We start from the raw sequence: 26261 nt of genomic DNA, 5'->3' as shown, positions 1-26261 counted from the left end.
CATCGCCAGCCGAAGGCATTGGCCGACAAATTCCACTCCGATATCTGCTTAGTATTTCCGCCTATCTATAATGGTGAACACAGGGCAATCGCCACCTTGGCGATAGCTGACTAATCCTCGTGAACCGATATATTCGCAATCGAGCATATAGCGGTAGGCACCGTGCTGCTGGTAGGTGTATTGCCAGCGCAAATGAGGACCGATAGGTGATATTAAGAACGCTACAAGTAATAGCAGTGGCCAGCGACTGATTATTCCTGCAATACTGCGAACGAATGAAGCAAAAACTTTCCCCCATCGAATACGTTTGGGTTTGTAATGGCTCATTTGTAGTCACCTCTACGAAGTTGTATTTTGGTCTTCTTAAGAAATGGTTTGCCATGAAATGGATTGATGCCTGCTTGTTTCCGCCAGGGATCAATCTCCGCAACTGAAACAGGTTCGATCAAAGCTGAAGGCGCTTGCCGAATAAAAAGTAGACTGTGCTTGCAGCGACGGATTTCTTCCGCCGTCATCAAAGCGCGGCCTGTCTCGCTGGTGTTTTCCTGGAGACCGTTTTCGCTAGGTGAAAGCCCAGCACTCATTACGCTTTGTTCGCCAAGTAGCTGGCTGATTAAAGCCAAGGTCCTTGGCGAGCGTTGTCCAGGAAGAAATTGCTTAATTTCCGTTTCGGAAAGCAGCGTTTCAACGGCAGTTTTGCCGTAAGTGTTTTCAAATGCTGAAATGTCCTGGAAGATTAAATGGAGTCTTAACCCATAGGAGCGCCCCCAGGTTAGAAGGCTGACAAGGCTGTGAATCTTATAGTTCGTAGCCTCATCCATTATGAAATAAACAGGGATACCTTTGTTTTCATGCCGCTTGATAGCGGTCATCGCGCACCACTGGATTAGGCCGATATAGCTCTTATAGGCTTCCATTCGGCTGGCATCTGCGACAACAAATAGGCTAGTGGGAACCTCGTCATTCTTCAGCTCATTCATGCTGAAGGTAGATCGACGCATTGCTGGAGCCAGCCTTCCAAAAGCAAAAGGCGCGAGCGCTTGTTGTGCACCGCTGATAAAGGAATCGAAGGTGCGGCTTTCTCCATTACCCATAAGGGAAAGTAAACTACGAGCTTGTGCTCGCACCCATTGAATGAATTCGGCCAAGTCTGCCGCATCATGTACTTGCGCCCACCTACAGCTTTCTATGGGCATTGGACCTTCCGGTAGGGGTTTGCCGTCAAGATCAATACCAATTACCCAGCGGAGGTTGTGTTCAAGTGCTTCTCGGTCCTCAATGAGCAAAGCTACAGACGCCAGGGTTGCATCTCTACCCTCGATCATACATTCGAGGATAGCGGCCACACTCATGCACTTACGAGAGCCTTCTCTCCAGTAGGTGTTTTCACCATCACTTTGTGCAGGCTCTGGTAATATTTGCGAACTTTGCTCACGTAAATCATCTGGTACGTCGCGTAACCCACCAAGGCGTTCAAGGTCATCGACAATAATATCGTTCGGGTTATAGCAATCACCCTCGCCAATGTGCTCACTCCACAAGCCGCCTGGGTTCAGGACACGGACTCTCTCCCCACGATTTTCGAGCGCGTTCTTCAGAATGCATACCAGCTCGCCTTTAAAGTCGCTGAAGACTTTTGATGCACGGATAGCTAATCCATTGGTAATTACGCTATAGATACCTTTGCCTGATCCGGCAGGTGCAACGGTGACCGCATTGGATGCGTAGTCGCTAAATACCGCTACCTTTTTCCCGGTCGTCATTCTTCCCCAGAAGGGGGCGATTTGGTTTTTACTGAATTCCTTTTTTAAATCTTTGAAACTTGCCCATTTGGCAGTGCCATCTTTACCTGTTGGTTGATGGGCGCTCAGCCATTCAAGGGACTCCGCCAAATAGTTCAAGAGCTGAATAATGACCCGCAAAGCGAACAGTGCCGTAAACATATACAATGTGGCAGGCAACCATTTTAGTTCGCCTCCAATATATGGCTCTCCGGCCTGATAACTACCCCAGGCCAAAAGGCCGGAGATAATTAATAGGCTTGATAAATGTTCGGCTTGTCGTCCGCTGTGGCGCATGGCGTTAGTCTCCGATTATGCCGTGACGAACACGCACGAAGCTTGGGTCAGACGCGCCATTGGCAATGAGATAATCCCGCCAGAAGCTACGCAGCTCTTCTTCGCTATAGCAGTGCGAAAGATCGTTTATGCCGTATCCAATTCTCTGGATCATTAACACCTCTACCTCGATGCCTTCCAGCGATTCCGGCTTTAACCTCCCGTAAATGGATTTTTCCCTAAAAATTGAAAAGGGTGGCATGTCGTTTTTAGTACGGCAAAACTGCACCGAGTCACTGTTTTGGATTAGGTCGCTTGTGATTATTAAGCGATCACCAGGCCGCAGAGGATGAAAACGGCGTATGCCTTGCACAACTTCCAAAATAGGTGACTGGTAGCGTTGCCTGCTATCAGTATTCGGTGAGAGTATTTCTGACATTGCAGGCGCAAATTTCTGCTCGAAAAGTCGTTCTTTCTGCCTCGCCAAAAACCCAGTGGTTGCAGCATCAGCATTGATGTTGTCAAGCTGAGCAGGATTGCTTGCCTGTCCACATACATGGAAGCGCGGTTTGGGAACAGAACCTATCTGGTCTTCCGCAGTTGTTACTACGCTCAGTCGCTCATTGAATTCAAGCTTACTGTAAAGCTGATTAAAATATCGGAACAAGGAGCGAGTCTGTTCCTCATTGAATTTTGGCTCACTGACATCGACTAATACCACGGTTTGTCGTTGAGGCGCTTCCGAAAAGCATCCAAATTCATCGGCAGTGGCTTTACCGATTGACTGCCAGGCGATGTAGCCAATGGCACTGATACCAACAGCCAATACTGAGGACAGGCCTAACGTTCTTAAAGCATCATTGTTTCGTGGACGTCTTCTCATGATTTACCTCCAACAGATGAAGTTGCTTTTTCAAAAATGCTTGTGAGGCGATTTACCGCTCTATTTTTTTCAAGCAGCAATTCAGACTTATGTGCGCTCACTTCAGGTGGTGAGCGAAATGCAGGGATATCAACATCCAAATACTTTTCAAATGACACCATCTGTCTTAGTGCTTCGATTGGCACTTCTTGATCTTCACCAGCGATGCTGCGATACGTCGTGATCAGTTCGGCAAGTTCTCCACGGCAAAGGGTCTCGGCATCGCTTACCGATAGTTCTAGCTGGCGACGTGCTTCCTGACAGGAAGAGACAGCTTTGTTGAATTGTTCAACCGCTTTTTTCTCGCTCTTCAAAGGAGACTCGATTTCCTTCTCAGCATCTTCGAAATAGGCGTTAATTTCGTCTTGGTAGTAATCCAGTGAGTCCCGGATATCGTCTCTGGCCGATGCTTCAGCTCGTTGCGAACGACCGATATCGGGATAAGGACAATCAAAACTGTGAATGCCCTTGTGAAAGGAAATTACACTCATGCAAGCCCCCATAATGATTAAGAAAATTGCTTCAGGGGTTTTCAGCATTTGCCAATAGGCTAGAGGCGAATGACTGATGGCTTCGATGGTTTCTTGTGTACGCACAAGTCCGACGGTGACATGAAAAAACACAATCAAAGCGATGAAGCCATAAAACTGGCACTTCGCATTTGTTCGGGTTCTTCTGAAATGCGCGTCGCTACTGCCCAGGGCGTTTGAGCCATAGTTCAAGTAGCGACCGATAAAATAGCCCGCACAGGCAGATGCCGTGACATTCGTCATGGATATCAGAAAGCTGGTAAGCAACGCGGCGGCTGGCCCAGACACCATATGTGCATTTGAGAAAAAAGCAGCGTTTAGCAACGCCTCCCCGAACATCATGATCAGGAGGATTAGTACGCTATTAGTAACCGACTTATCACTCGCTGATCCAACGTAGCCATGTTGAAGCTGCGCCGCTTGCAGGGATTTCTTGGTAAATCGGTGGACTTGAATTTTGTCGCTTAAGTCTTGTTCTGCGCAGGTATAAAGATATTCCAGGTCGCTGCTTTGGCGGGATGGAACAGACTTTCGCTCCGCCAAGTCTGGGCTAAGCTTTTCAGCTTCGGCGCATTTGCGCTTCAGTTCGAATAGCTTCTGCTGGATGGGCCTTTCGTACTCAGAGAGGAGTTTCTGAAATTGGCCGTCTAACTTTTGACCAATTATCGCTTGTAGGGCTGTTCTTTCGTAGCTGCTCACAATGATCTCCTGTTTAAAAGGCACAATGGGCCTTAAATGAAGAGATCAAATTGTCAGTGTTTTGTAGTGTATCCGGCCGTCAAGAGAGTTTCGACCCTCTTGTTTGAGGCTTGCCAAGTTTGGTAACCTTGTGAACTTTAGGGCATTTTAATCTCTGTCTATGCCTAAGCAACCGAAAAACCAGTATTGTGCTAATTCTCATTTGTCCGAGTGGGTATTTCTTGCAATCTTGAATCAATGGTGCAAAGCCAGGTCCGCGAGCAAGGCTACAAATACAATCAATCGGTGGTGTGAGAAAAATGGGCATAAGAAAGTTTCTCGGGAGACCGTGAACAAGTACTTCAACCAAATTGGCGCTTATGCTTGGATACGTTTTGTCGTTGGAAATATGGCTAAGTCAGTCTCGTTTAGAAAATACCCACCAGACAGCCATGAATCGTTAGCGGGGATTTTTTCCGCTTTATATGAGATTTATAAGTTATTAACTACAACCACCCAGTGGAGATTGACTAGGGAATTCAGGCACGGGCTTGGAATTACTGCAAGTGTCGATACAGAGTTGGGCATGGCGCTTCTTATTCGCCACTTTCAAGAATTGAATGGCTTTAGCTTCAAGTGGTTTCATGCCTACTATGCTCGCGCCGTTTTGCTGGAGGGGGTGATTGAGGAGGAGCAATCTTACAGAGGGGGATTAAAGTTATTTATTACGGGAATGCAATCGGCTTTTCTTGATCATCCTCTAGGAAAGCCTCTTCCCGTTGAAGAATATCCCTGGAGTGATGTCTGGATACATCCTCTGGAAGAGGCGTAATTACAGCAAGCTGCAGATTACTAAGAGCAACATCTAGCGTCGTTGCTCCCTGGGCGGCCTTATAAAGCTTCGAAAGTGAATCTCGATCAATTTCCCTGTGAGAATTCTTAAACAATGTTTGCTTGCCTTTCTTTCCATAAAGGCATAGCAGCATTTGTTTGCAGTTAGCAAGAAAAATCGACAATTTTTACCTATCATAATTCATTGGTTCATATATCCAAAAACTTCCATAGCAACCATGAGATATATGGCGATTACCAGTCGCCCTGATGTTAGTTTTGTGCTGTGCACAATATGTGGAAGCGAAGAAATAATGTATTCCGGCAAATAGTAATTAGGGGCGACGGCAAATAGTAATTAGGGGCGACGGCAAGATGTGTATGTACTACGTTCATACCATCTTGGCAGGGAGATCACTGCCGTTCTCCCGTGCACCCTCTGGGCCGCTCTAAGCTTCGAATTACATTCTCAGACAAGAGCTGATGTGGTGCTTTCACGGCGTCGAGCCATTCCAGCACCAGTGAACGGATGGCCGTTCAATCACCAGTCAAGGAGCGTTCCTGCTCCCCGACACCCCGTGACCAAAGGGCATTTCATGGCCCCTTGGAACCCTCGATGATTTCATCAAGACCAACCTTGCGCGGATTGGATGCCGTGAGCGTTTCGGCGCTCAATCCCGACCACTGTCTCGCCAGTGGATGGCGACCAAGGAACGTCCTTGGATGCGGCGCAACAAAATGGGGCGTGGATCAACTCATAAAATTGGCACGGAGCCATTCTTCAAGCCGTCGCGTGGCGGTCACGTCATCGCGGTTGTAGCCGAGAATATCGCCCTTGAGACGTGCCTTTATTTCGGGATCAGGTTCCGCCAAGAAGCGATTGAATTGCACCACTGACCACTGCGAGCCGGATTCTTCGTCTTGCCACTGGAAATTGACCAGATCGCGGTGTTTGCAGATATCCTTCAGGCCATATCCCTGCAATGGCAAGACCAGACTTTCCAGCACAGGTTTTTGCAAATCAAATAGCGGACTTTCATCGCCTAGCAGATACACCACGGTGGGGTGATCTTCCATTCCGTAGCGTTTGGCGTAAGCAAGGATTGTGCTGCGCTCATGGCTGGAATAATGTGCCAAAATCAGATCTGGATATTGCCCTTTATAGCCCTCTATCTGTTCGAGAAACTGAAGCCAGCCCTGTTCGTCCTCATCATCACGATCTGTCCATACGTATTCGAAGCCCTCGTGACCGCTATCGTCGAAAAAGTCCGGCACGAGGAAGCCCCATAAGTAGACGTGCTTTTCACCGTTTCCAGTCAAGGGGTTGTCTTCAATATCGAAATGTATCCAGTGGCCTTCCGGTAATTCGACAGGCTTGAGCCGGAAAACCTCATTCGAGAGGTAGGATTTGGCTTGAAGCACCGCTCTGTTTTTCTTGTCATCGCCCTTGAGGTAAGGGATGTCGGGAATCGCGCTCGCGTCGGTATCGGCCAGCTTGCTTATCGTGTCGATACCTGCACTTTCTAATCCAATTGCTGCACGCCCCTGTATGCCATAGAGCAACGACAATTCTTCCTTTTGCTCGAATGGAGGCTTGCAATGCGCGTAGTAGGGACAGGCGCGGCATTTGCTGTGGCTGTATCGAACCAGAGGTTCGTCTTCTGATGAAAGAAGCTCTCGCATTTCCGTAGCGAACTGATTTGCGACTGCGTTGGCTTCATCACCGATCAACGCTTGCTCGCCGTCGCCGAGGAATACGATGGCAGGCAGACCAGTGCCTAGCAATCGACGATAGATGCCCAATTGCACCTGAATTTCTTTCTTTTCTTCGCTCAGCGAAAGTTTGGCGTCAGCCGCTTGATACTCGCCGCTCTCGTCCAGAAGGAGGAAGTCTGGCAAGCCAATAATGCCCTCAGCCTCATTTAAGAGCTGTGCTTGGTAGATCGCAGGCACTCGGTCGGCCATGAGACGGGCGGTATCCTCTGGTGAACTGGCCGTGTGAACATCCAAGTCGGCGGAAAGCCGCTCAAGGACGGCTTGCTCGTGCGCCAGACCCAGCTCGATCACCAGTTGTTCGAATGGATCATCTACGGTCTGGAGGTCGAAATAACCCTTGTTGTCCAGCCAGACCCGCCGCGCACAGAGTGACCATGACTTGGCGTCACTCGGCTTTATCAATGGCAGGTCTGGTGCATTTGGCATCGGCTACGAACTCTCTTTCCTCGGTTTACTTATCAATCTATCGCATAACTGCCTGATGGCAATAACAGTTTCGCGGTTGTCGGTTCCCCAATTTTCCCTTATTCTCTCACGTATCGTAACGGTGGAAAAAGTGATGAACGACGAAATCATGACCCTGAAAGAGGTCGCGGAATACCTGAAGCTGGCTGAAAAGACGGCCTACCGCCTTGCAGCGGAAGGCAAATTGCCCGGCTTCAAGGCTGGCGGAAGCTGGCGCTTCAAACAGTCCGACATCGAAAAATGGATTGAAGAGAACAAGAAAGGCCAAAAGGAATAAGGGGCAGATTACGTGTTACTGGATAACAGAAATAACGGCTATGTCGGGAATGAGCTGAAGAAGCGCTCGTTCGAAGGCTCAAAGCTGGCCGTTCTTTCGAGCTTGTTCACCATCTATGGCTATGCAGCCCTAAAAAAAGAGCTGGGCAAGCTTTCCGATAGCCGTTTGCTTCTCACGGACTGGCAACACCAAACCCTTCAATCGCTCGTCGGCACCGAGGCCGAAGTGCGCCTTACCAATCAACTCAACCAACGCCGGATTGCCAGAGAGTGTGCCAAGTGGATCAGGGGGAAAGTCGAGGTCAAGGCCAGTCGCGAGCCGCATCAATCCAGTCAAAACCTCATTCATCTGATGGCCAACGGGAGTGGCGATCATTTTGCCGTTCATGGCAGCGCCACATTGACCCCCACGGGGCTGGGTGAAGTTCGGTCGAATGGCTTGCAAATGAACACGGGTACTTCCGATGCCGAAACCACCCAGCAACTATTGGCTTGGTTTGATGGCATCTGGTCGGACGATTCCAGCGCAACGGATATTCGCAACGACGTGCTGGAAAGGCTCGATTTTATTGCCGCCGATCAGCCTGCCAGCTTTGTCTACTTCCTGACGCTCTACAACATCTTCAAAGACTTCCTCGAAGACATCGACGAGGAAAACATTATTCGCAGCAAGACGGGCTTCAAGGACACACTGGTCTGGAACAAGCTCTACAAGTTTCAGAAAGATGGCGTGCTGGGAGCTATCGACAAGCTCGAAAAACACAACGGCTGCATCATCGCCGATAGCGTCGGTCTGGGTAAGACTTTCGAAGCGCTGGCGATCATCAAATATTACGAGCTACGCAATGATCGTGTGCTGGTTTTATGCCCGAAAAAGCTACGTGATAACTGGACGATGTACACCATCAACGACAAGCGGAACCTGCTTGCCAGTGATCGGTTCAACTTCGACGTTCTGAATCACACCGACCTTAGCCGACTAAAAGGCTTCTCCGGCGAAATCAATCTCGAAACGCTTAACTGGAGTAACTACGACCTGATCGTTATCGACGAGTCACACAATTTCCGCAACAACCCGAACAGGGCAGACGGAAAGACCCGATACGAACGTCTTCTAAACGACATTATTCGTTCCGGCGTCAGGACAAAGGTTTTGATGCTATCGGCTACGCCCGTGAACAACCGGATGAATGACCTGAAGAATCAGGTCGTATTCATCACTGAAGGGCGCGACGATGCTTTTGGTGATGTCGGTATTCGGAGTATCGACAGCACACTCCGACTGGCTCAAAAGCAGTTTAACCAGTGGGTCAAGCAACCCGTCGAAAGCCGGACAACGGCGAGCCTTCTGGATAGCATGAGCTTCGACTACTTCAAGTTACTTGATGTTGTCACCATCGCTCGGTCGCGGAAGCACATCGAAAAATACTACGGTACCGCCGATATCGGTGAGTTTCCTACGAGGCTGCCACCGAAGAATATCTATGCGGATATAGACCTGTCCGACGAGTTCCCACCACTACGGGAGGTCAACAAAACCATTCGCAGACTCTCGCTGGCGGGCTATTCGCCACTCAAGTTCGTGCGCAATGACAAGAAGGATGAATATGCACGGCGCTACGACAAGGCCGTTGGCGCGGGTGCCAGCGTCTTCAAGCAGATAGACCGTGAAGAAAGTCTGGTTCACCTCATGCGGGTGAACTTGCTCAAGCGTATGGAAAGCTCTATCCGCTCATTCAGGCTTACCGTGGACAAGCTCAATAACCAGATCGAAGTGCTACTTTCAAAGATCGAAGAGCATGAGGCAGGCGATATTGATGCTCTCAGCATCGAAGATATTCATGACTTCGAGCTGGATTCGCCTGAATTGGAGCCGTACATGATCGGCAACAAGACCAAGGTACTCTTGCAGGACATGGACTTGATTCACTTCAAGCAAGAACTTGAAGCGGATCGTGTGTTGCTGACCAGCATCGCGGAGGCAGCCAAAGAGGTATCAGCGGAGCGTGATGCCAAACTGGATCAACTCAAGGCCACCATTGCAGAAAAGGTCAACAACCCTCTCAACGCCGACAACAGGAAAGTCATCGTTTTCACGGCCTTTGCCGACACCGCGCAGTACCTCTATAGCCACTTGGCGCAATGGGCAAAGCAGGACATGAACATCGACAGCGCTTTGGTCACGGGCGGCGGCACAAACAAAACGACGGTCACTGGAATCGGCTCCGAGTTGAACAGCATTCTCACCGCTTTCTCACCAGTTTCGAAGGAGCGGGACAAGATTGACCCGAACGCGACCGCAGAGATTGATCTGCTCATCGCTACTGACTGTATCAGCGAAGGTCAGAACCTTCAGGATTGTGACACGCTGATTAACTACGACATTCACTGGAATCCGGTCAGGATTATCCAGCGCTTTGGTCGTGTGGATCGGCTTGGTTCCAAGAATGAGCAAATCCAGCTCATTAACTTCTGGCCGAACATGGAGCTGGATGAATACATCAATCTGGAGGCGCGTGTATCAGGCCGTATGGTGTTACTGGATATTTCGGCGACTGGCGAAGAAAACGTCATCGACGAGAACGCCAAGGAAATGAATGACCTTGAGTATCGCCGTAAGCAGCTCCAGCAATTGAAGGAAGCCGTTGTCGATCTGGAGGACATGGCGGGCGGCGTCTCCATTACCGATCTTACGCTCAATGACTTTCGGATGGATTTGTCGGACTACATGAATCGCAATCTTCCAGAGGAAAGCACTAAGAGCCAGAATCTCCACGCGCTGGAGCAAGCGCCCATTGGTCTATATGCCGCCGTGACTTTGGATGAATCGCTCTCTGAAGAGGGGCTGAAGTCCGGCGTGATTTTCTGTCTGAAGAATATTCGAACAGGTACACAGGCTGTTCAGGTGGACGATAACTATCCGCTGGCTCCCTATTTTCTCGTCTATGTATCCGATGATGCTGTGATTGAGCTGAACTTCACCCAAAGCAAAAAGGTACTCGATCTTCTCAAGCGTCAAGCCTTCAGTCATTCGGACATAGACGAGGGTGCGGCGAACTATGTGAATGATGAGACCAAGCAAGGCCGCAACATGGAGCACTATCAGCACTTGCTCGCCGTTGCAGTGGATAGCATCGCGGGTAAGAGTGAAGAGAAAGGCGTCGAAAGCCTGTTCACCAAAGGTGGCACGGTGCTCACTGCGACAAGCAGTCAGGGAATTGAAGACTTTGCCGTGATTTCCTACCTGATACTCGTTGACCAAGACGACGCGGTGCCCTCTCTACCAAACGATAGCAAGGAGGCGACCGGATGATTCAATCCTTCGATGACTTCCTTGAGCATCTGGATATCCCAAGTTCTTGCAGGCTCGATAAGCCTGTCTTTAAGAAACTGTTTCTGGACAATGGCGTACTCGATGCCACGGATAAGAAATGCCTGAAAGACGATATCTCGCGGGTGCGATGGCTCTACACGCTTAAACCCAGCACGATCAATATCGCGGCTTACGGTGACGACATACGCGAATACCCAGAGGTGGCCGTTCTGCATGTCGAGTTAAGCAACGCCAGCCGCGCTGCGCGGATTGCGCACTTTATCAACCGCTCGATTCCATATCCCCTTGTCCTGCTCTTCACGGCAGAGATAGATGGTCACACCAGTATGTCTATTAGTTTGGCGGATAAGCGGATCAATCAGGCGGACAAAGAAAAATGGGTGCTGGAAGATTCCGTGCATTCCGGCTGGCTCACCTTTACCGATCAGTCCACGTCGGAAAGCGAGTTTATGAATAGCCTAAAAGTTACGGCTTTGCCGTTCACAGACTTCTGGCGTTTCTATCAAGCGCTCATGGAGCGCGTAATCGCGATCAACTGTGCGATCCATAGTGGTGACTTCAAGCTGGATGCGCTCTCTATAAATGGGGGCACTTCAAATCAGGCTGTTGGCCGCTTAGAGAAGTTACGTGAACTTGAAAAGCTGGATACGCAGAAGGCCGAGATTGCCAACAAGCTAAAGAAAGAAAAGCAAATGGGCAGGCAGGTCGATCTGAATACCAAGGTAAAAAATATTAACGACAGGATTGCTGAAATCAAAGGCAGCCTTTAAACCCTATATATGAAAGAAAGTGTGAACGCTAAATCATGGGAAGCAGAATGAAGAAAGTACAACCAGAAGAAGGCGAGAGCGCCGACATCGTTTCAGCGAACATTGAGCGATTGAAAGAACTGTTCCCCGATGTGTTCAGTGAAGGCGGAGTTGACTTCGAGGCGCTTCGTCAATTGCTTGGTGATGCCAAAGTATTAGACGAAGGCGAGGAAAAGTATGGCCTCAATTGGCATGGCAAGAAAAAGGCTCGCCAGATAGCGCTGACACCATCCACAGGAACACTCTTGCCTTGCCCTGAAGCGAGTGTCGATTGGGATACGACCAAAAACCTGTTTATCGAGGGAGACAATCTCGAAGTTCTCAAGCTGCTTCAGAAGAGTTACGCCAATAAGGTCAAGATGATCTATATCGACCCGCCATATAACACAGGCAAGGAGTTCATTTATCCCGACAAGTTTCAGGAAAATCTGGATACCTATCTTAAGTACACAGGTCAGGTAGATGATGAGGGAATCAAGTTTTCATCCAATACGGAAACCACAGGAAGAAAACACACAAACTGGCTTTCCATGATGATGCCAAGGTTGAAACTAGCTAGAGATTTATTGTCGAAAGACGGAGTAATTTTTATCTCTATTGACGATAACGAACAGGCGCATTTGAAGAAATTGTGCGACGAGGTTTTCGGTGAAGCCAATTTCTTAACGCAGGTTATCGTTCAATCCAACAAGCGTGGGCAAACATACAAAGAAATTGCAAAGTGCCACGAGTATCTACTCGTCTATTACAAGTCAGAGGAATCAAGTCTTGGAGAGTTGGAGAAAACAACAGGAGCACTCCCATTTGAGGATGAGCATGGTGGATACGACCTGTGGGAGTTGAGGAATCGTAATCCGAAGTTCGGAAGGCATAATCGCCCGAATTTGTTCTATCCGATATACGTCAATTCAAAGAGTGTAAATGAAGAAGGATTGGCTCTCATTTCGCTGGAAAGAACAGAAGAGTTTGATTGTGAGGTTTTGCCGAGGAATTCGGAAGGCGCAGATAGTTGTTGGCGTTGGGGAAAGGATAAGTTGGTCAATGAAGGCATAAACGCTTCCCCAAAGACGGTATGGGCAAAGCAAAAGCGGGATGGTGGATGGAATATCTACGAGAAGTCTAGGAAAAGTACAACAAAAGCCAAGTCGATTTGGACGGATACAAAGTTCATTAGCGAACAAGGAACTGTAGAGGCGGGTCGCATAGATATGGGAGGCGTATTGGAGTTTCCGAAGCCTCTTGAATTGATAAAACAGTGTGTCTTTCTTGGGTCGTCAGATGATGACATCGTAATGGATTTTTTTGCCGGCTCAGGAACAACGGCTCATGCCGTGATGGCACAAAATGCCGAAGATGGTGCCAATAGACGGTACATTTGTGTCCAGTTGCCGGAACCTACATTTGAGCTTGAGGATGGCAAAAAAGTACCGAAGAAGCATAGCAAAACAGCATTTGAGCAGGGGTTCGAAACGATTGCGGAGATTTCGCGAGAAAGAATAAAACGGTCAGCGAATTCTATAGAGGGGTCGAATCAAGATATAGATAAGGGGTTTAGGACTTTTAAGCTGAGTAATTCCAATATCCAAGTCTGGAATCCTGATCGATCCGATCTCGAAGAAAGCCTGCTTTCTCATCAAGATCATTTGGTGGAAGGTAGAACCGAGCAGGATGTTCTTTACGAGCTTCTTCTAAAGCGTGGAGTCGATCTTTCCGTTCCTATTGAGAGTCGCGAAGTAATTGACAGGACAATTTTCAGTATTGGCTATGGAGTTCTGTTTGCTTGCCTCAGTGAGTCAATCAACAAGGATCAGGTCGAGGAAATTGGCCAAGGTATCGTCGAATGGCACCGCGAGCTTGCGCCAAGCTCTGATACTCATGTCTTCTTCCGTGATAGCGCGTTCAGCGATGATGTTTCAAAAACCAACATGGCTGCCATTCTTGAGCAGAACGGCATAAACCATGTGCGCAGCTTGTAGGGAGATTGCTGGATGAAGCTGCATTTTGAAGACGATCTGGATTACCAAAAAGCCGCCGTAGACTCGGTTGTTAGTCTGTTTAAGGGGCAGGAAATATCCCGCTCTGAATTCACCGTGACCTTCCAGCCGGAATCCAGCCCCAATTTGTCATTGGGTATGGAAGAAAGCCAGCTCGGTATCGGTAACAGGCTGGTGCTGGTGGATGAGGAAATTGAAGAGAACTTGCGCAAGGTGCAGCTCCAGAATGGCTTGCGCCCCACTGAGAAACTGGCCAGTGGCGACTTCACCGTTGAAATGGAGACCGGAACGGGCAAGACCTACGTGTATTTGCGTACGATCTTCGAGTTGAACAAGAACTACGGCTTCACCAAATTTGTGGTTGTCGTGCCGTCCGTTGCGATTAAGGAAGGTACATACAAAACGCTACAAATCACGCAGGAGCACTTCGAAGGCTTGTATCCAAAGGCCAAGGGCTACGAATACTTTCTCTACGATTCTTCAAAGCTCGGTCAGGTACGTAACTTTGCGACCAGTAGCAATATCCAGATCATGGTCACGACAGTCGGAGCGATCAACAAGAAGGATGTAAATAATCTTTATAAGGAGAACGAGAACACAGGTGGTGAAAAGCCGATTGACCTCGTTCGCGCCACCAACCCCATCATCATCGTCGATGAGCCGCAAAGTGTTGACGGTGGCCTGACGGGTAAAGGGAAAGAAGCGCTCACGGCGATGAACCCGCTGTGTACCCTGCGTTATTCCGCTACCCATGTTGACAAACATCACATGACTTTCCGATTGGATGCTGTGGACGCCTATGAGCGCGGGCTGGTTAAGCAGATTGAGGTGGCTTCGCTCCAGATCGACAGTGGCCACAACAAACCCTATATCCGGTTGGACTCTACCCATAATCGGAAAGGATCAATCACTGCAAAGGTCGAAGTGGATGTGCAGCGTGGCAAGAATGTACGGCGAGAATTCTTGACCGTAGAGGACGGTGACGATCTGGAGCAAATCACTGGTCGATCCATCTACGAGAATATGCAGATCGGAACCATTACCTGCGGAAAGGACAACGAGTCTATCGAAGTTAAAGGTGATGGGTTCGATCAACTATTGAGGCCGGGCGATGCCATTGGTGGTGTTGATCCAGACCAGATCAAGCGTCTGATGATCCGGCGCACAATCAAAGAGCACTTCGATAAGGAACTAATGTTCGCTGCGAACAAAAAGCCGATCAAGGTGCTGAGCCTGTTCTTTATTGATAGCGTCGAGCACTACCGCCAGTACGACGAAGACGGTAACGCAGTGAAGGGGAAATACGCTCGGATGTTCGAGGAAGAATACCGCAAGCTGGCAAAGTCAGCGGAGTATCAAAGTCTCTTCAAGGAGATTGATCTGGATGCCGATGCGGACGAAGTTCACAACGGCTATTTCTCCATCGACAAGAAAGGTCGATCCGTAGAAACCGCCGAGAATAATCAGGCAAACCGCGACAATGCCGAGCGGGCGTACAACCTGATTATGAAGGAGAAGGAGAAGCTGCTGAGCTTTGATACCAAGCTGAAGTTCATCTTCTCTCACTCCGCCCTGAAGGAAGGTTGGGACAATCCGAACGTCTTCCAGATTTGCACGCTTCGTGACATGGGCAGTGAGCGAGAACGCCGCCAGACGCTTGGCCGTGGTCTGCGTCTCTGTGTCAACCAAAACGGTGAAAGGCTTCGCGGTAATGACGTAAATACGCTGACCGTGATTGCGACGGAGAACTACGAGAAGTTTGCCGAGAACCTGCAAAAAGAGATCGAGCAGGACACGGGTATTCGCTTTGGCATTGTTGAGCCGCACCAGTTCGCAACCATTCAAACCCTCAACGATCACGGTGAGGTTGCGCCCTTGGGTGTAGAGCAGTCGGAGAAGATTTGGCAGTTCCTCAAGGATCAGCATTTTGTGGATGCCAAAGGCAAGGTGCAGGACAGTCTCCGCGCAGTATTGAAAGACGGAAACTTTGAGCTGCCGGAAAACATCAAGCAGGAGCTTATCAAGGATCATGGAGAGGAACAGGCAGGCATTATAGCTTCGGACATTCAGGGTGTTCTTCGCAAGTTGGCGGGCAAGCTGGATATTAAGAACGCCGATGACCGGAAGATTATTCGAACGCGGGAAGCAGTTCTTGAATCCGATGACTTCCGCCTGCTTTGGGAGCGGATCAAGTACAAGACGACTTACCGCGTAGAGTTCGACAATCTCAAACTTCTGAACGATTGTGCTGATGCAATCAGGAACTGTCCGCCAATTACGAGAACTCGTGCTCAATTCCGAAAGGCAGATATCGCAATCGGTAAAGGCGGCGTAGGGGTTCAGGAAACCAGCGCATCCGGCTATACCACAATCCACGAGAATGATATCGAATTGCCCGACATCATTACTGACTTGCAGGACAAGACCCAACTCACCAGAAAGAGCATTGTTCAAGTTCTCAGGGAGAGCCGCAGGCTACAAGACTTCCTTCGTAACCCCCAGCAGTTCATCGACTATTGCTCAGAGGCGATCAACCGCACGAAGCGGTTAGCGCTGGTGGATGGAATCAAGTACACGAAAATCGGTGACGACCATTTCTACGCTCAGGAGCTTTTCGAGCAGGAAGAGCTGAAAGGCTATTTGAAGAATACGCTGGAAGTTCAAAAGTCCGTCTACACCCATGTTGTGTACGACTCAGGAGGCGTGGAGAAGTCATTCGCCGAGGACTTGGAAAAGAATGAGAAAGTGAAGGTCTACGCCAAGTTGCCCGCGTGGTTCAAAGTGCCAACGCCACTTGGTTCGTACAACCCCGATTGGGCGGTTGTCGTGGAGAACGATGGCGAGGAAAAACTGTACTTCGTCGTCGAAACAAAAGGCAGCACATGGTGGGACGATTTGCGCCACCTTGAAGGCGCGAAAATCAAGTGCGGAGAGCGCCATTTTGAAGAAATCGCAACAGACACAGAAAACCCAGCCCGCTACATCAAGTCTACGGACGTTGACGGGATGATGGGATACGTGGACTGACAGGATAAGGGTTTATGCCGGATAACAATGTAGATAATGGCACTCCGAAATTGCACGAAATTGTGCCAAGGGAAAATGCTGGCCGCGATACGATAGCCCGCTACCAAGCTCAATTTCGTGCGGCGGCATATGAGTGTCTTTCTCTGCTAGAAGACGATGCGCTTGATAGAGTCTATTGTGATTATCAGGATGATTACGTTGCTCGTCTAAATCTGGACGGAAAACACGTCTATAACTTTTATCAAGTTAAGACGAAAGAAAAGCGAAATTACCAATGGACAATAAATGACATCTTTGGGCTATACAAAAAACGAAAGTCAGCCTCACCTGAAAAGATTGCAAACAGTTTTGCAGGAAAGCTGCTACTCCATACGATCAAATTTAATAACTCATGTGGAAAAGTAGTCTTCCTTACGAACGTGCATTTGGATGATGATGTTGAGGCGTGCTTACAGGCCGCGACTAACGGAGCTAAGGGGAATAATCATTACGGCCTGTTACTTGAGCATTTCAATGATGCTTTCCCGCAGGACACTCCGCTCGAAGATGCGGAAATTTTTGAATTGCTTAAGAAACTCAATTTGGAGCCAAATGTTTCGTATCTTGCCCCAGATGATGAAAGCTTCTCGGCAATAGCAAGAGATACGATATTTAAGTATAGCGAGATTGACCTCCGACATGGTGAGTGTGAGGAAATTATTAGCAATCTTGTCGCGCTGGTCGAATTGAAGTCGTTTTCAAAACTTATGCCAGATATCAGTGAGCATGAGCTTGATGAAATAGCCGGAGTCGGTATAGCCGAAATGCTCGACATCTTGTCGATATCTAAGGGGGCATATAGGCACTTAAAGGAAGGTGGTGATACACAAGCAATCAAAACTGCATCAATTATTCATAGGCTTATGAAGCAGGCCGGAGCAAGCGAGAGAATGATTGAGTTTGCTTCAGAGTGCAAAGTCAAGTGGGATATTTGGTTTAGAAACAAGCGCCACAGTATGGCGGAATTTGACCTGAATTTTCTACAGGAAAAGATCGATCAGATCGCGTTTGATTGGTCAAGCAAAGACAGCTCCTTCGAGTTTTTAAAAAATAATGTTGGAACACTATTTGACGAGGTAACGGAACAGGGTATTTCAAGTACCTTAACAAGGGAGCTTCTGCTCGGTGGGGTCTTCGCAGCCATGGTAAGGAATGAATCGCAATGAATTACGACGAGTTTTTTGAAGAAGCTGAAGAAAAAAATATCACGGTGCGATTCGATAATTCCGACTCATCAGTTAGTCACAGACTGAGTAATGAAGCTCTTTTCCATCTTCCGTTACTGGCCATGACAATATTGTTACTTTCCAAATCCAGAAGAAAACCTAAGAGCGAGGAACTAGGGCAGGTTGTGGGAGAGTGCTTTGAAAGAACATTTTCAGGGTTCAAAGGTTCTTCTCAACATCTTGGGTGGTCGGCAAATTTGAGGATGCGGACGGTAAAAGCTTTAACCTTCTTGGAGGCTGCTGACCTTGTTCTTGTAGACAAAAGCCATTCGCGTATTCGTGCCACGGAATTAGGCAAGAAAGTAGTAGCTGCCGCTATTGATGGTGATACCGATCTCGCATATACGCTTCGGCTCATAGAGAGGAAGTATAGGGACATAGAAATAGAGAAGCAGATATCGATGGAGCTTACATGAATCTTTTGGAGCTAAGAATAGAGCCTTCTGGGCCAAGAGGTTGGGGTTCCAGAAAATTGGAATTTTGAAAAGATATTACTCAACTTTATGGGCCAAATGGTTGTGGAAAGACTCCAGTTATCCATTCAATTGCCTATGCTCTTGGTTATCCTGTCCGATATCGAGATGATATTTTGAGTAACTGTGCTTCCGTGGTTTTGAAAGCTGTACACAGGGATGTTCATATTGAATTCCGGCGCGAGATAGGATCAGATTTTCATATAGATTGCACTCAGTCAGACACGCAGCAGACTCGAACTTTCTACAACGAGAAAGATATGTCTGCATACTTGTTTGGGTTTTTGGGATTGCCAGAGCAAACGTTGACTTCGAATAGAAATGAGCCAACGCCAGCCTATGTTTCAACTTTCCTGCCCTTGTTTTATGTGGATCAGGATTCTGGATACGCTAGTGCTTACAAGTCTCCTGCTTCATTCATTAAAGATCAGTATGCCGAAATGGTTCGCTATTCATTGGGCGTTCCTGCAAAAAATTCCTTTGAGAGAAAGCGGCTACTAATTGAAAAGAAAGATGAGCTAAAGAGAACAGATACAGCGATCGTTACAAGTGAACGTTTTATTGAGCGCCTAGTAAATGAAAGGGAGGGTTCTGGACGCACAAGTCACCAACTAGAAAATGAGCTGTTGCGACTTCGTGGAGAATTAGACGATCTGAGAGCAAGTCAAGACGCTACGGAAGGTGCAGATTCGGCCATTAACTACTTGCTCCAAGAAAAAGTGGCTCAAAAGCAAGAGATAGATAAGCGTGTCCGAGATTTGCAAGAGCGAATTTCAGGTTTGGGGAAAATAAAGAACGAAATTGAAATTGAGATAAATACTCTTTCACTAAATGAAGAGGCAAGGCGACTATTCACATCCTTTAATGACATATGTGCTAATTCTCGGTGTCAGCTTTTTCTTAATAGCTCGGAGTCATACGGAAAAAATTTGCTCTATCTTCGTGACCAGATAAAGGACTTGGAACGAAATGCGTCTTATCAGGAAGTTCGACTTGAGGATTTGTTGGATCAATCCAAAAAAATTGAGAGTGAAATTGCTTCCATGCGGACAAGTTTGTCGTCGGAAAGGGTAGGGAATTCCACCGATGGTCTCGTTAATGCAATCAGTCAGCTTACTAGAGCGATTATTGATCTCCAGAGCGAAAAGGAGATTGTTGAGCGTATTGAATCTGAAAAAAAAGGCTATGTCGAATTACTTAATGCGCGTGAAAGATTACACAATGATATTGCCGCGATGGATTCTGGCGGGGCTTCGGCTGATCTCAGAATTTTAGAGTTCAGGTCAGAATACAGAGAGAAATTGAAAGAATGGCTTGATGTTTTAAGTACACGAAATGTATCAAGAGATATTTCAGTAGACTCGGATTTTGGGGTTTTATTCGGCAACGAAAAGGTTAATCAGTTCAGTGGCAGTACCTTGCTGCGAGTTGTTCTAGCGATGAAGGCAGCTTTCTTCGATATCTATATAAATAGAGGAGCCGAGCACATTGGGTTTATCATATTCGATACACCCCGCCAGCATGACATCGAAGCTGAACACTTTGCAGCATTCATTCAACGGCTGAAAGAGACAGTTAAGTCCAGTTCGTGCCAAGTGGTCTTTTCGACCACTGAATATCATTATGATTCACAGGAAAATGATATTGAGTGGGTGCCAGAATTTCCAGGTCTGGAACAGAATATGTTTCTTGGAATCATCAATGAAGACAGTGCGAATACATGACTTCTTCACGGCTCAAGGGCATGGTGCCCTTGAAGCCAGTTCATTTTGAATATTCTCGATGGATGCCAGTGCGTTTCTGCGCTGATGAGTATCAGGCTCACTTCTGGCAAGTTCGTTAAACGCCTCTCTTAAATATGCGTGCAGCTCGTTTTCGTTCTTGGCTGCCAGTTCAAATCGCGTAACCAGTTTCATTGTTACCTCCTGTTCTTGGAGGCCGCGCCTATCGCAGCCTTTCGTGTGGCCGCTTGTGCGCAGGAGGTCATAATTTGCACCTATGGTCGAAATATATGGAGAAGCGTGCCCGTACAGGATCGGCACGCTTGCTGGTCTATGGCTTGCTGATGCAACGAATAGGTCACTCGAAAAGGCCGCAGGTTGCGGCTGGAAAAGATGGAGCGTTACGAGTAATCGGTACGCATTGAAGGGCAGTCATCGAAGATGAGCGGCTATCTATGGAAGAGAAGGACGTGTTCACCTTGCAGGTGAGCGTGATCTACAAGAAAGCAGTTGAGGGGCATTGCATCCCCTCAGAATCAAGAAAAATGACGGTTTCCAGCGGAGCCAGACCCTCCGCAATTTTTCTGGATTCTTTCACCCCCGCCTAGTCGGCCTAGTCGCCAGAGGTTCATGAGCAGCGCACCACAAGCGGTGCTTGTAAGAACCTCAACAGCGAATTCAGGAGCAAAGACGATGAGTGAAGAAATCAGAATTTACGTGGCAGACCTCGCAGCCTATAACAACGGCAAGTTACACGGCGTATGGATAGATGCGACCCAAGACATTAATGACATTCAAGACCAGATTAACGCCATGCTGGCCGAAAGCCCCGAAGGCTTCGCGGAAGAATTCGCCATTCACGACTATGAAGGATTTGGTGGTTATTCTGTGAGCGAATACGAAGGTATTCAATCATTGCATGAAATTGCCTGTTTCATTGAAGAGTATCCCGACCTTGCAGGGGAATTACTGAGCCACTTTGGCGGGCATCTTGAGGATGCCAGAAAGGCTATGGAAGAGAATTATTCCGGTTGCTACAAGTCCCTAGCGGACTATGCAGAACAATTAACCGAAGACACCAGCCAGATTCCTGAAAATCTTGCTTACTACATCGACTATGAGCGCATGGGGCGTGATATGGATTTAAGCGGGGATATTTACACCATCGAAACGGCCTATGAAGAAGTACACGTTTTCTGGAATCATTGACCGCTGAGAGTGAGGCCGCCGGATCATCCGGCGGCAAATTTTCGCCTGAGAACCTTTTGTGGGGCTGCGAAAATTTGCGCCGCCAAGCCTTGCTCCGGCTTGGCGGTTTAACGCGGCACTTGCCGCTAAAAAAGGCAAGTGACGAGCATCAATCTTCAAATGCAAAAGGATTGAGGAACTGCCTTTCCCAAAATAGATTGCGGTCAACTGTGCTTAGCTTTGCTTCATCGCAAACCTTATCCCAATTTGCCTCAATCGCTTCGCGCTGCTTTTCGAAAATCGCTTTCGCTTTCTCTTCGGAAAGCTGAAAGTGGGGCGCGGCATCAAGGCAGGATTTAAGCTTGCTCAGCCTGTTGTCGCCAGAAATCAGCATGGCTTGCGTTGCCTCATTGCCTGCACGGCCTTGAGGGCAAATGTCGTAAGCCGGGGTTAGGCGCAGTGTTTTGCCGTTCCAGAATGCCGCATGATTTCTTGCATGGTCATCGGTATTGCCGCACAGAATATTAAAGACTATACGAGAAAACAGCTCTTCAAGAGTTTCCTTCGGATCACCGAAACGGTGGCGGATAATTTCGGCGAAGGTTTCATAGCTCGCATACCGTGCCATCATGTCATCCAGCCCAAAGAGTGTTAGCGCAGAGACCATAGATTCGCGCGTCCAGCCCTTGGCGGTTTTCTCACGATCAAATCGTTCGATTAGCAGAATGTCCTTTTGTGCAGCTTGAACAAGCCTTACAGGCGCGGCATTTATTCCGGCCAGTGCCGCCAGGCGCATGGCGATATATTCAGCTTTTACCACGCTGTAGAGGTCGGTGCTTGAAGAAAACTTCGCAACGTATTTCGTGCCCTGATCTTCGATCAGGGCTTTGGGGCGCGCACCGCCGATAGAGCTGCCATGGAAAAGCGCCTGATCCAGCTCAGGGGTGAGCGGTACGCCTTGCTCAACCCGCTCAGCGGATTGAAGCAATTCTTCCAGGGGGACGTTGTTTGCCGAGCGCGGCACGTATTCGCTGGGAGAGCGCTGAAAATCCAATGCGCCGATACGATCAGAGCCGGATTCCAGCAAATAGGTTAGCTCGCCTAGCGCATCGGTATCCGTATCTTTGCCTTTGCGCCCAAGCTTTTTATTGATGATAACGCGCCGTCCCCAGGCATCCGGTGCAGAATCTCGTATGCATCCAGGCATGGTTAGCCCATCAAGTAAGGGCAATACGCCTGTTTTAAGCGGTAATTCCGGCTCGTAAATGGAAATGGCCGGAGGGCTAGAGCTAATACGCTCCAGATAGCTGTTACCGTAGTTGAATAGCACGTTGCCCTGATCGTCAGCTTCCAGCTTTCCGGCAACAACGGGTTCAGTGGCTTCGGGTAGCCATATCCAGACGAAAGCCTCGTTATCGGAGGTATTAGAAGTCATCATCAGCGACCTTTACTTTTTTGCGCACAGACTTGGGTAGCAGTGCGAGTTTGTCTTCTGTTTGGCGAATATGCTTGGTGAGTGTGGTCGCTTCTGCGTCAAAGAGCTTCACGCCCACGATGGTGGCAACTTCAAAGGTTGCTCCCAGTTCGCACTTGGGATCGCCTTTTTCTATACGCTGCAACAGACCGCGAGAAATTCCAGCGCGGTCGGCGACCTCTTGTGCGGTCATCTTGCGCTCTTTTCTCGCCGCACGGATCAGCTTGCCAAGCAGGCTGATGGCCTCCAGGCTATAGCGGGAATATGTGCGTGCCGATACTTTGGGCATAACTCACCTTTGACTTTTCCTTTGGCCTCTCTATGAATCATATAGTCTTTATATGATCTATACATGAATCAGCGTATCAGTGTTTGCCTGATTCAGCAAGTAAAAAATGGCTTATATATAGACCGTAATGTGTTTATACGGTCTATATATGGATCATATATTTCAATTTTAAAGGGTGCTAGATTTCCGGCTCATGCCCGCGATCTCGGTTTTTGTCCCGTTTTGGCTGGGGTTTTCGTTCGTTCTCCTGCTGCGCTGACCGTTTGCGGTATTCACTCCTTAGAGTGCTGGATTTTCCGGTTTTTAAATCCCGGTAATCTTCAATATCTTGACGTAACAGCTTGATTTCCAGCTCATGAGTATGGATTTCACTGCGCTGGCGCAGGCTGAGCTGCTGGCGTTGTTGGATATGCTTGAATATCAGTTCGTCTTTCTCATGACGATCACGCTGGAAGGCGACAAGCGCATCCAGTTCATTCTGGCGTTTTGTCTTTTCGTACTTACCTGTGAGCCGATGCCAGATACCCATAAGCCCTTTAGATAGGCGCTGTGAACGCTCTTGTGTTTCTGCATCCCAGCGTTTGCGCTGTGACTGTTCCAGAAGTTGCCTTTCTTTACGCTGCTCTTCCACCAGACGTTGGCGTTTGAACTCAAACGCAGCGGAGCGTTTCTGTTTGATTGCTTCAGCATGAGATAGGTGCTGCTCAAGTTTTTTGGACATATCCGCTGCGATTTTGTCTTTGGTTTGCTCAATAGATGGCAGCGTTTGCGGATCACCCAGCCGCTGGCGAACATCCTTGGCCTTTACGCCTGTATATCTGGCGATTGCGTAGGCTTCGCCCTGATAATCGACGGCAACAAATCCGCGCCGATCCCCGCGAGCCAATACAAAGCCCTTGCTGAGCAGGGCTTGTGAGAAAGCATTGCGGTTATCGGAGATAGCCCAACATTCCTGAAATGTGCGCTTAATATCCTTGGGGTTCAGGCCAGCGCGGCGAGCTTGCTGCCATTCCTCACGGCTGAAGTTGAGTGGGTTCCGATCCTTGCGATCAATGATGCCTGGTGGAATTTTCCAGCCGTGCTCCAAATACAGCTCCCTGGATACGTCTTTCAGCTTCATTTTGTAGAATGGCAGGTTGATAGCCTTCATCTCGTCTGTGTCGATCCTCGACCAAACGACATGGGCATGACGGCGACCTTCTTTCTCGTGAAATACGATGGCGCGAGGCTGCTCTTCCAGACCGAGCTTTTGCTCTATCTGCTCGATAGCTGTTTCAAAGACCTCAATACGCACACGCTCGTTAGGCGGTGGGCTGAGACTCAGGGAGAAAAAAGGCTGCTTGGCGCGAGTACCCTTGCTGATTGCATGGACTTCATTGAAGGCGGAAGGCAGGTCTTCAGACATAAACCCTCGCAGCTCGTGGATTTCGACATGCTCGTTGTCTTCAGTTTTGAGCAAATGCGCGGCGAGCTGCCTGCCGCCTAAGCGCTGGCTACCCTTCAAAATCATGGCTACACCTCCGAGGAGTAATAGCCCAGCGCCTGCATAAGCAACATGCGCATGGCTCGCACGTCGTCACAGGCATTTTGGAGTGCCTTTTCGGTATCTGGCGTGACAGGTAAAGAGCCAGAATTGGCCGCTTTGGCGAGCTGGTTGACGTTGCTGGCAAGACGGGACTCGCCAAGCTTGCCCAACAGCTCACCCAGAGCTTTTTCATCCTTGAGAGGTTTTCTGGTACGGCTGCGCCGTCTTCTGGGCTTCCGTTTGCTGCCTAACAGCTTTTTGCGGATATAAGCACCTAGCGGCTCATCTCCGGCTTCCTGCTCTAAAGCTGCTCGCTCTTCGAAAGTGAGCCTGAGCGAGAATGGAGTGGGTATCTTGTTGTTTTTGCTTGATTTTGTAGGAGGTGTTCTCATTACGCCACCTCCTTGAAGAATGGCGCATATTTCTTGAGAAACTCATTCCATTCCTCTAATGTCTGAAAAAGGCGGTTCGAAGTTTCTCCTTCGATGTGCGCCATATTAAAAAAGGGTCCCATTGGGGCCCTTTTTTAATATGGCACTCCCAGGAGTGCAGCAGAACCTCCCTAGGTTCGAAAGCCGCGCAGCGGCGCAGACAGCCGCAGGCTGCCCGAAGGGTGAGGAATTAGGCTCAGCCTAATTCCGAATCAATCCTCCCGGTGTACGAACTCTCAGGTCCCATTGGGGCCCTTTTTTAATATGGCACTCCCAGGAGAGCAGCAGAACCTCCCCAGGTTCGAAAGCCGCGCAGCGGCGCAGACAGCCGCAGGCTGCCCGAAGGGTGAGGAATTAGGCTCAGCCTAATTCCGAATCAATGTAAGCGGCCGGGGAACCCATCTTGCCTGGTCAGCCTGATCTACCGATAGTGTCCACCTATTTTTTAGTGGACACTATCATGAACGAACTAAGCGTATTCGCCACACCTGTTAAGCGTCGAAGGTTTGCCCCGGATTTCAAACACAGGATCGTAGCCGCTTGCCAAGAACCCGGTGCATCTGTTGCCAGGGTCGCCAGAGAACATGACCTCAATGCCAACCTGGTCCATAAGTGGATCCGTCAGGCCAAAACGAATTCATTGCCGGTAACCACTCCAGGTTTTGTAGCACTACCGATCAATTCGACGCAAGTGCCACGGCCTGCTTCGGCTAGCGGAGCGGACGAGTGTGTCCGTCTGGAGATTCCCTTCCGTCAACAATCGATCAAGGTGAGCTGGCCAGTCTCTCAGTCGGATCGTTGTCTGGCACTGTTACGTGACCTGCTGCAGTGATCCGTATTGAGGCGATCTGGCTGGCCACCGAGCCACTGGATATGCGTGCCGGGCCGGATAAGGCGCTGGCCCGAGTAGTCCAGGTGTTCGGCAGTGCCAGACCACACTGTGCTTATGCTTTTACCAACAAGCGTGCCAACCGGATAAAGATTCTGGTGCATGATGGATTGGGGCTGTGGCTGTGTGCCAGACGCCTGAACCGTGGCAAGTTCCACTGGGCGGAACCCTGGCGCGGCAAGCACCTTCTCGTGGATGAAGAACAGCTTCAGGCGCTGGTTCAGGGGCTGCCGTGGCAGCGCCTCGGTGAGGCGGGCGTCATTCGTGCTTTGTAGTGAATGCCGGGCCTCTTTGAGTCGCACTGACC

23 protein-coding genes are annotated in these 26261 nt (G+C 48.9%); 13 read left to right on the top strand and 10 right to left on the bottom strand.

Annotation, left to right across the window (positions count from 1 at the left end; genetic code table 11):
• Positions 1-48 precede the first annotated feature (48 nt).
• The 4 genes from R3F50_18910 to R3F50_18895 are packed head-to-tail and all read right to left on the bottom strand — an operon-like array spanning position 49 to position 4208.
• Complete coding sequence (locus tag R3F50_18910) at positions 49-327, bottom strand: hypothetical protein (protein MEZ5492359.1); 279 nt, start codon at positions 325-327, stop codon at positions 49-51.
• Entirely contained in the window at positions 324-2078 is a 1755-nt protein-coding gene (locus R3F50_18905) for a type IV secretory system conjugative DNA transfer family protein (GenBank protein MEZ5492358.1), read from the bottom strand. Before R3F50_18905 ends, R3F50_18910 begins: the two co-directional genes overlap by 4 nt.
• A 4-nt stretch (positions 2079-2082) precedes the next feature.
• On the bottom strand, positions 2083-2940 hold the full coding sequence (locus R3F50_18900) for a hypothetical protein (protein MEZ5492357.1): 858 nt from the start codon (positions 2938-2940) through the stop codon (positions 2083-2085).
• On the bottom strand, positions 2937-4208 hold the full coding sequence (locus R3F50_18895; protein MEZ5492356.1) for a hypothetical protein: 1272 nt from the start codon (positions 4206-4208) through the stop codon (positions 2937-2939). Before R3F50_18895 ends, R3F50_18900 begins: the two co-directional genes overlap by 4 nt.
• 328 nt (positions 4209-4536) lie before the next feature.
• Between R3F50_18895 and R3F50_18890 the strand changes: the two genes are divergently transcribed.
• Positions 4537-5019, top strand: a complete 483-nt coding sequence (locus tag R3F50_18890; protein ID MEZ5492355.1) for a hypothetical protein — start codon at positions 4537-4539, stop codon at positions 5017-5019.
• A gap of 749 nt (positions 5020-5768) precedes the next feature.
• On the opposite strand, the gene R3F50_18885 is transcribed toward R3F50_18890, so the two are convergent.
• Complete coding sequence (locus R3F50_18885; protein ID MEZ5492354.1) at positions 5769-7220, bottom strand: TM0106 family RecB-like putative nuclease; 1452 nt, start codon at positions 7218-7220, stop codon at positions 5769-5771.
• Between the two features lie 133 nt (positions 7221-7353).
• Between R3F50_18885 and R3F50_18880 the strand changes: the two genes are divergently transcribed.
• From R3F50_18880 to R3F50_18845, 8 genes are all read left to right on the top strand, one after another.
• The gene (locus tag R3F50_18880) at positions 7354-7536 is read left to right on the top strand and encodes a helix-turn-helix domain-containing protein (protein MEZ5492353.1); all 183 of its coding nucleotides are present in this window, start codon (positions 7354-7356) and stop codon (positions 7534-7536) included.
• 12 nt (positions 7537-7548) lie between these two features.
• Positions 7549-10848, top strand: coding sequence for a helicase-related protein (locus R3F50_18875; GenBank protein ID MEZ5492352.1), 3300 nt, complete (start codon positions 7549-7551; stop codon positions 10846-10848).
• Entirely contained in the window at positions 10845-11639 is a 795-nt protein-coding gene (locus R3F50_18870; GenBank protein ID MEZ5492351.1) for a DUF4391 domain-containing protein, read from the top strand. Before R3F50_18875 ends, R3F50_18870 begins: the two co-directional genes overlap by 4 nt.
• Positions 11640-11686: 47 nt before the next feature.
• On the top strand, positions 11687-13654 hold the full coding sequence (locus R3F50_18865; protein ID MEZ5492350.1) for a site-specific DNA-methyltransferase: 1968 nt from the start codon (positions 11687-11689) through the stop codon (positions 13652-13654).
• A gap of 12 nt (positions 13655-13666) precedes the next feature.
• Positions 13667-16699: a DEAD/DEAH box helicase family protein gene (locus R3F50_18860; GenBank protein MEZ5492349.1), complete on the top strand. Its 3033-nt coding sequence runs from the start codon at positions 13667-13669 to the stop codon at positions 16697-16699.
• Positions 16700-16713: 14 nt separating this feature from the next.
• The gene (locus R3F50_18855) at positions 16714-17904 is read left to right on the top strand and encodes a dsDNA nuclease domain-containing protein (protein MEZ5492348.1); all 1191 of its coding nucleotides are present in this window, start codon (positions 16714-16716) and stop codon (positions 17902-17904) included.
• Entirely contained in the window at positions 17901-18380 is a 480-nt protein-coding gene (locus R3F50_18850) for a hypothetical protein (protein ID MEZ5492347.1), read from the top strand. Before R3F50_18855 ends, R3F50_18850 begins: the two co-directional genes overlap by 4 nt.
• 317 nt (positions 18381-18697) lie before the next feature.
• Entirely contained in the window at positions 18698-20161 is a 1464-nt protein-coding gene (locus tag R3F50_18845; GenBank protein MEZ5492346.1) for a hypothetical protein, read from the top strand.
• A gap of 12 nt (positions 20162-20173) precedes the next feature.
• Here the strand turns inward: R3F50_18845 and R3F50_18840 are convergent, their stop codons facing one another.
• Positions 20174-20353: a hypothetical protein gene (locus R3F50_18840; GenBank protein MEZ5492345.1), complete on the bottom strand. Its 180-nt coding sequence runs from the start codon at positions 20351-20353 to the stop codon at positions 20174-20176.
• Positions 20354-20613: 260 nt separating this feature from the next.
• On the opposite strand from R3F50_18840, the gene R3F50_18835 reads away from it, so the two are divergent.
• The gene (locus R3F50_18835; GenBank protein MEZ5492344.1) at positions 20614-20766 is read left to right on the top strand and encodes a hypothetical protein; all 153 of its coding nucleotides are present in this window, start codon (positions 20614-20616) and stop codon (positions 20764-20766) included.
• Positions 20767-20851: 85 nt separating this feature from the next.
• Positions 20852-21367, top strand: coding sequence for an antirestriction protein ArdA (locus tag R3F50_18830; protein MEZ5492343.1), 516 nt, complete (start codon positions 20852-20854; stop codon positions 21365-21367).
• A 148-nt stretch (positions 21368-21515) separates the two neighbouring features.
• On the opposite strand, the gene R3F50_18825 is transcribed toward R3F50_18830, so the two are convergent.
• The 4 genes from R3F50_18825 to R3F50_18810 all read right to left on the bottom strand — a co-directional run bounded on the left by R3F50_18825 (position 21516) and on the right by R3F50_18810 (position 25026).
• Entirely contained in the window at positions 21516-22781 is a 1266-nt protein-coding gene (locus tag R3F50_18825; GenBank protein MEZ5492342.1) for a type II toxin-antitoxin system HipA family toxin, read from the bottom strand.
• Positions 22771-23109, bottom strand: a complete 339-nt coding sequence (locus R3F50_18820; GenBank protein ID MEZ5492341.1) for a helix-turn-helix transcriptional regulator — start codon at positions 23107-23109, stop codon at positions 22771-22773. Before R3F50_18820 ends, R3F50_18825 begins: the two co-directional genes overlap by 11 nt.
• Positions 23110-23287: 178 nt before the next feature.
• A complete protein-coding gene (locus R3F50_18815; GenBank protein MEZ5492340.1) occupies positions 23288-24619 on the bottom strand; it encodes a relaxase in 1332 nt (443 codons plus the stop codon).
• A gap of 2 nt (positions 24620-24621) precedes the next feature.
• On the bottom strand, positions 24622-25026 hold the full coding sequence (locus R3F50_18810; GenBank protein ID MEZ5492339.1) for a hypothetical protein: 405 nt from the start codon (positions 25024-25026) through the stop codon (positions 24622-24624).
• Between the two features lie 499 nt (positions 25027-25525).
• On the opposite strand from R3F50_18810, the gene R3F50_18805 reads away from it, so the two are divergent.
• On the top strand, positions 25526-25897 hold the full coding sequence (locus R3F50_18805) for a transposase (protein ID MEZ5492338.1): 372 nt from the start codon (positions 25526-25528) through the stop codon (positions 25895-25897).
• On the top strand, positions 25894-26229 hold the full coding sequence (gene tnpB / locus R3F50_18800) for an IS66 family insertion sequence element accessory protein TnpB (protein MEZ5492337.1): 336 nt from the start codon (positions 25894-25896) through the stop codon (positions 26227-26229). Before R3F50_18805 ends, tnpB begins: the two co-directional genes overlap by 4 nt.
• Positions 26230-26261: the final 32 nt, after the last annotated feature.

Source organism: Gammaproteobacteria bacterium (assembly GCA_041395725.1).
Classification (GTDB): domain Bacteria; phylum Pseudomonadota; class Gammaproteobacteria; order Pseudomonadales; family Pseudohongiellaceae; genus NORP240.
Note: the sequence above shows the minus strand (reverse complement) of the source record. Positions and strands in the feature narration are given on the sequence as shown.

What these genes read in the sequence shown, in the direction of transcription:
- R3F50_18910 (MEZ5492359.1), bottom strand. Translation starts at nt 327, where the DNA reads ATGAGCCATTACAAACCCAAACGTATTCGATGGGGGAAAGTTTTTGCT.
- R3F50_18905 (MEZ5492358.1), bottom strand. Translation starts at nt 2,078, where the DNA reads ATGCGCCACAGCGGACGACAAGCCGAACATTTATCAAGCCTATTAATT.
- R3F50_18900 (MEZ5492357.1), bottom strand. Translation starts at nt 2,940, where the DNA reads ATGAGAAGACGTCCACGAAACAATGATGCTTTAAGAACGTTAGGCCTG.
- R3F50_18885 (MEZ5492354.1), bottom strand. Translation starts at nt 7,220, where the DNA reads ATGCCAAATGCACCAGACCTGCCATTGATAAAGCCGAGTGACGCCAAG.
- R3F50_18880 (MEZ5492353.1), top strand. Translation starts at nt 7,354, where the DNA reads ATGAACGACGAAATCATGACCCTGAAAGAGGTCGCGGAATACCTGAAG.
- R3F50_18870 (MEZ5492351.1), top strand. Translation starts at nt 10,845, where the DNA reads ATGATTCAATCCTTCGATGACTTCCTTGAGCATCTGGATATCCCAAGT.
- R3F50_18865 (MEZ5492350.1), top strand. Translation starts at nt 11,687, where the DNA reads ATGAAGAAAGTACAACCAGAAGAAGGCGAGAGCGCCGACATCGTTTCA.
- R3F50_18860 (MEZ5492349.1), top strand. Translation starts at nt 13,667, where the DNA reads ATGAAGCTGCATTTTGAAGACGATCTGGATTACCAAAAAGCCGCCGTA.
- R3F50_18855 (MEZ5492348.1), top strand. Translation starts at nt 16,714, where the DNA reads ATGCCGGATAACAATGTAGATAATGGCACTCCGAAATTGCACGAAATT.
- R3F50_18850 (MEZ5492347.1), top strand. Translation starts at nt 17,901, where the DNA reads ATGAATTACGACGAGTTTTTTGAAGAAGCTGAAGAAAAAAATATCACG.
- R3F50_18845 (MEZ5492346.1), top strand. Translation starts at nt 18,698, where the DNA reads ATGTCTGCATACTTGTTTGGGTTTTTGGGATTGCCAGAGCAAACGTTG.
- R3F50_18840 (MEZ5492345.1), bottom strand. Translation starts at nt 20,353, where the DNA reads ATGAAACTGGTTACGCGATTTGAACTGGCAGCCAAGAACGAAAACGAG.
- R3F50_18835 (MEZ5492344.1), top strand. Translation starts at nt 20,614, where the DNA reads ATGGAAGAGAAGGACGTGTTCACCTTGCAGGTGAGCGTGATCTACAAG.
- R3F50_18830 (MEZ5492343.1), top strand. Translation starts at nt 20,852, where the DNA reads ATGAGTGAAGAAATCAGAATTTACGTGGCAGACCTCGCAGCCTATAAC.
- R3F50_18825 (MEZ5492342.1), bottom strand. Translation starts at nt 22,781, where the DNA reads ATGACTTCTAATACCTCCGATAACGAGGCTTTCGTCTGGATATGGCTA.
- R3F50_18820 (MEZ5492341.1), bottom strand. Translation starts at nt 23,109, where the DNA reads ATGCCCAAAGTATCGGCACGCACATATTCCCGCTATAGCCTGGAGGCC.
- R3F50_18815 (MEZ5492340.1), bottom strand. Translation starts at nt 24,619, where the DNA reads ATGATTTTGAAGGGTAGCCAGCGCTTAGGCGGCAGGCAGCTCGCCGCG.
- R3F50_18810 (MEZ5492339.1), bottom strand. Translation starts at nt 25,026, where the DNA reads ATGAGAACACCTCCTACAAAATCAAGCAAAAACAACAAGATACCCACT.
- R3F50_18805 (MEZ5492338.1), top strand. Translation starts at nt 25,526, where the DNA reads ATGAACGAACTAAGCGTATTCGCCACACCTGTTAAGCGTCGAAGGTTT.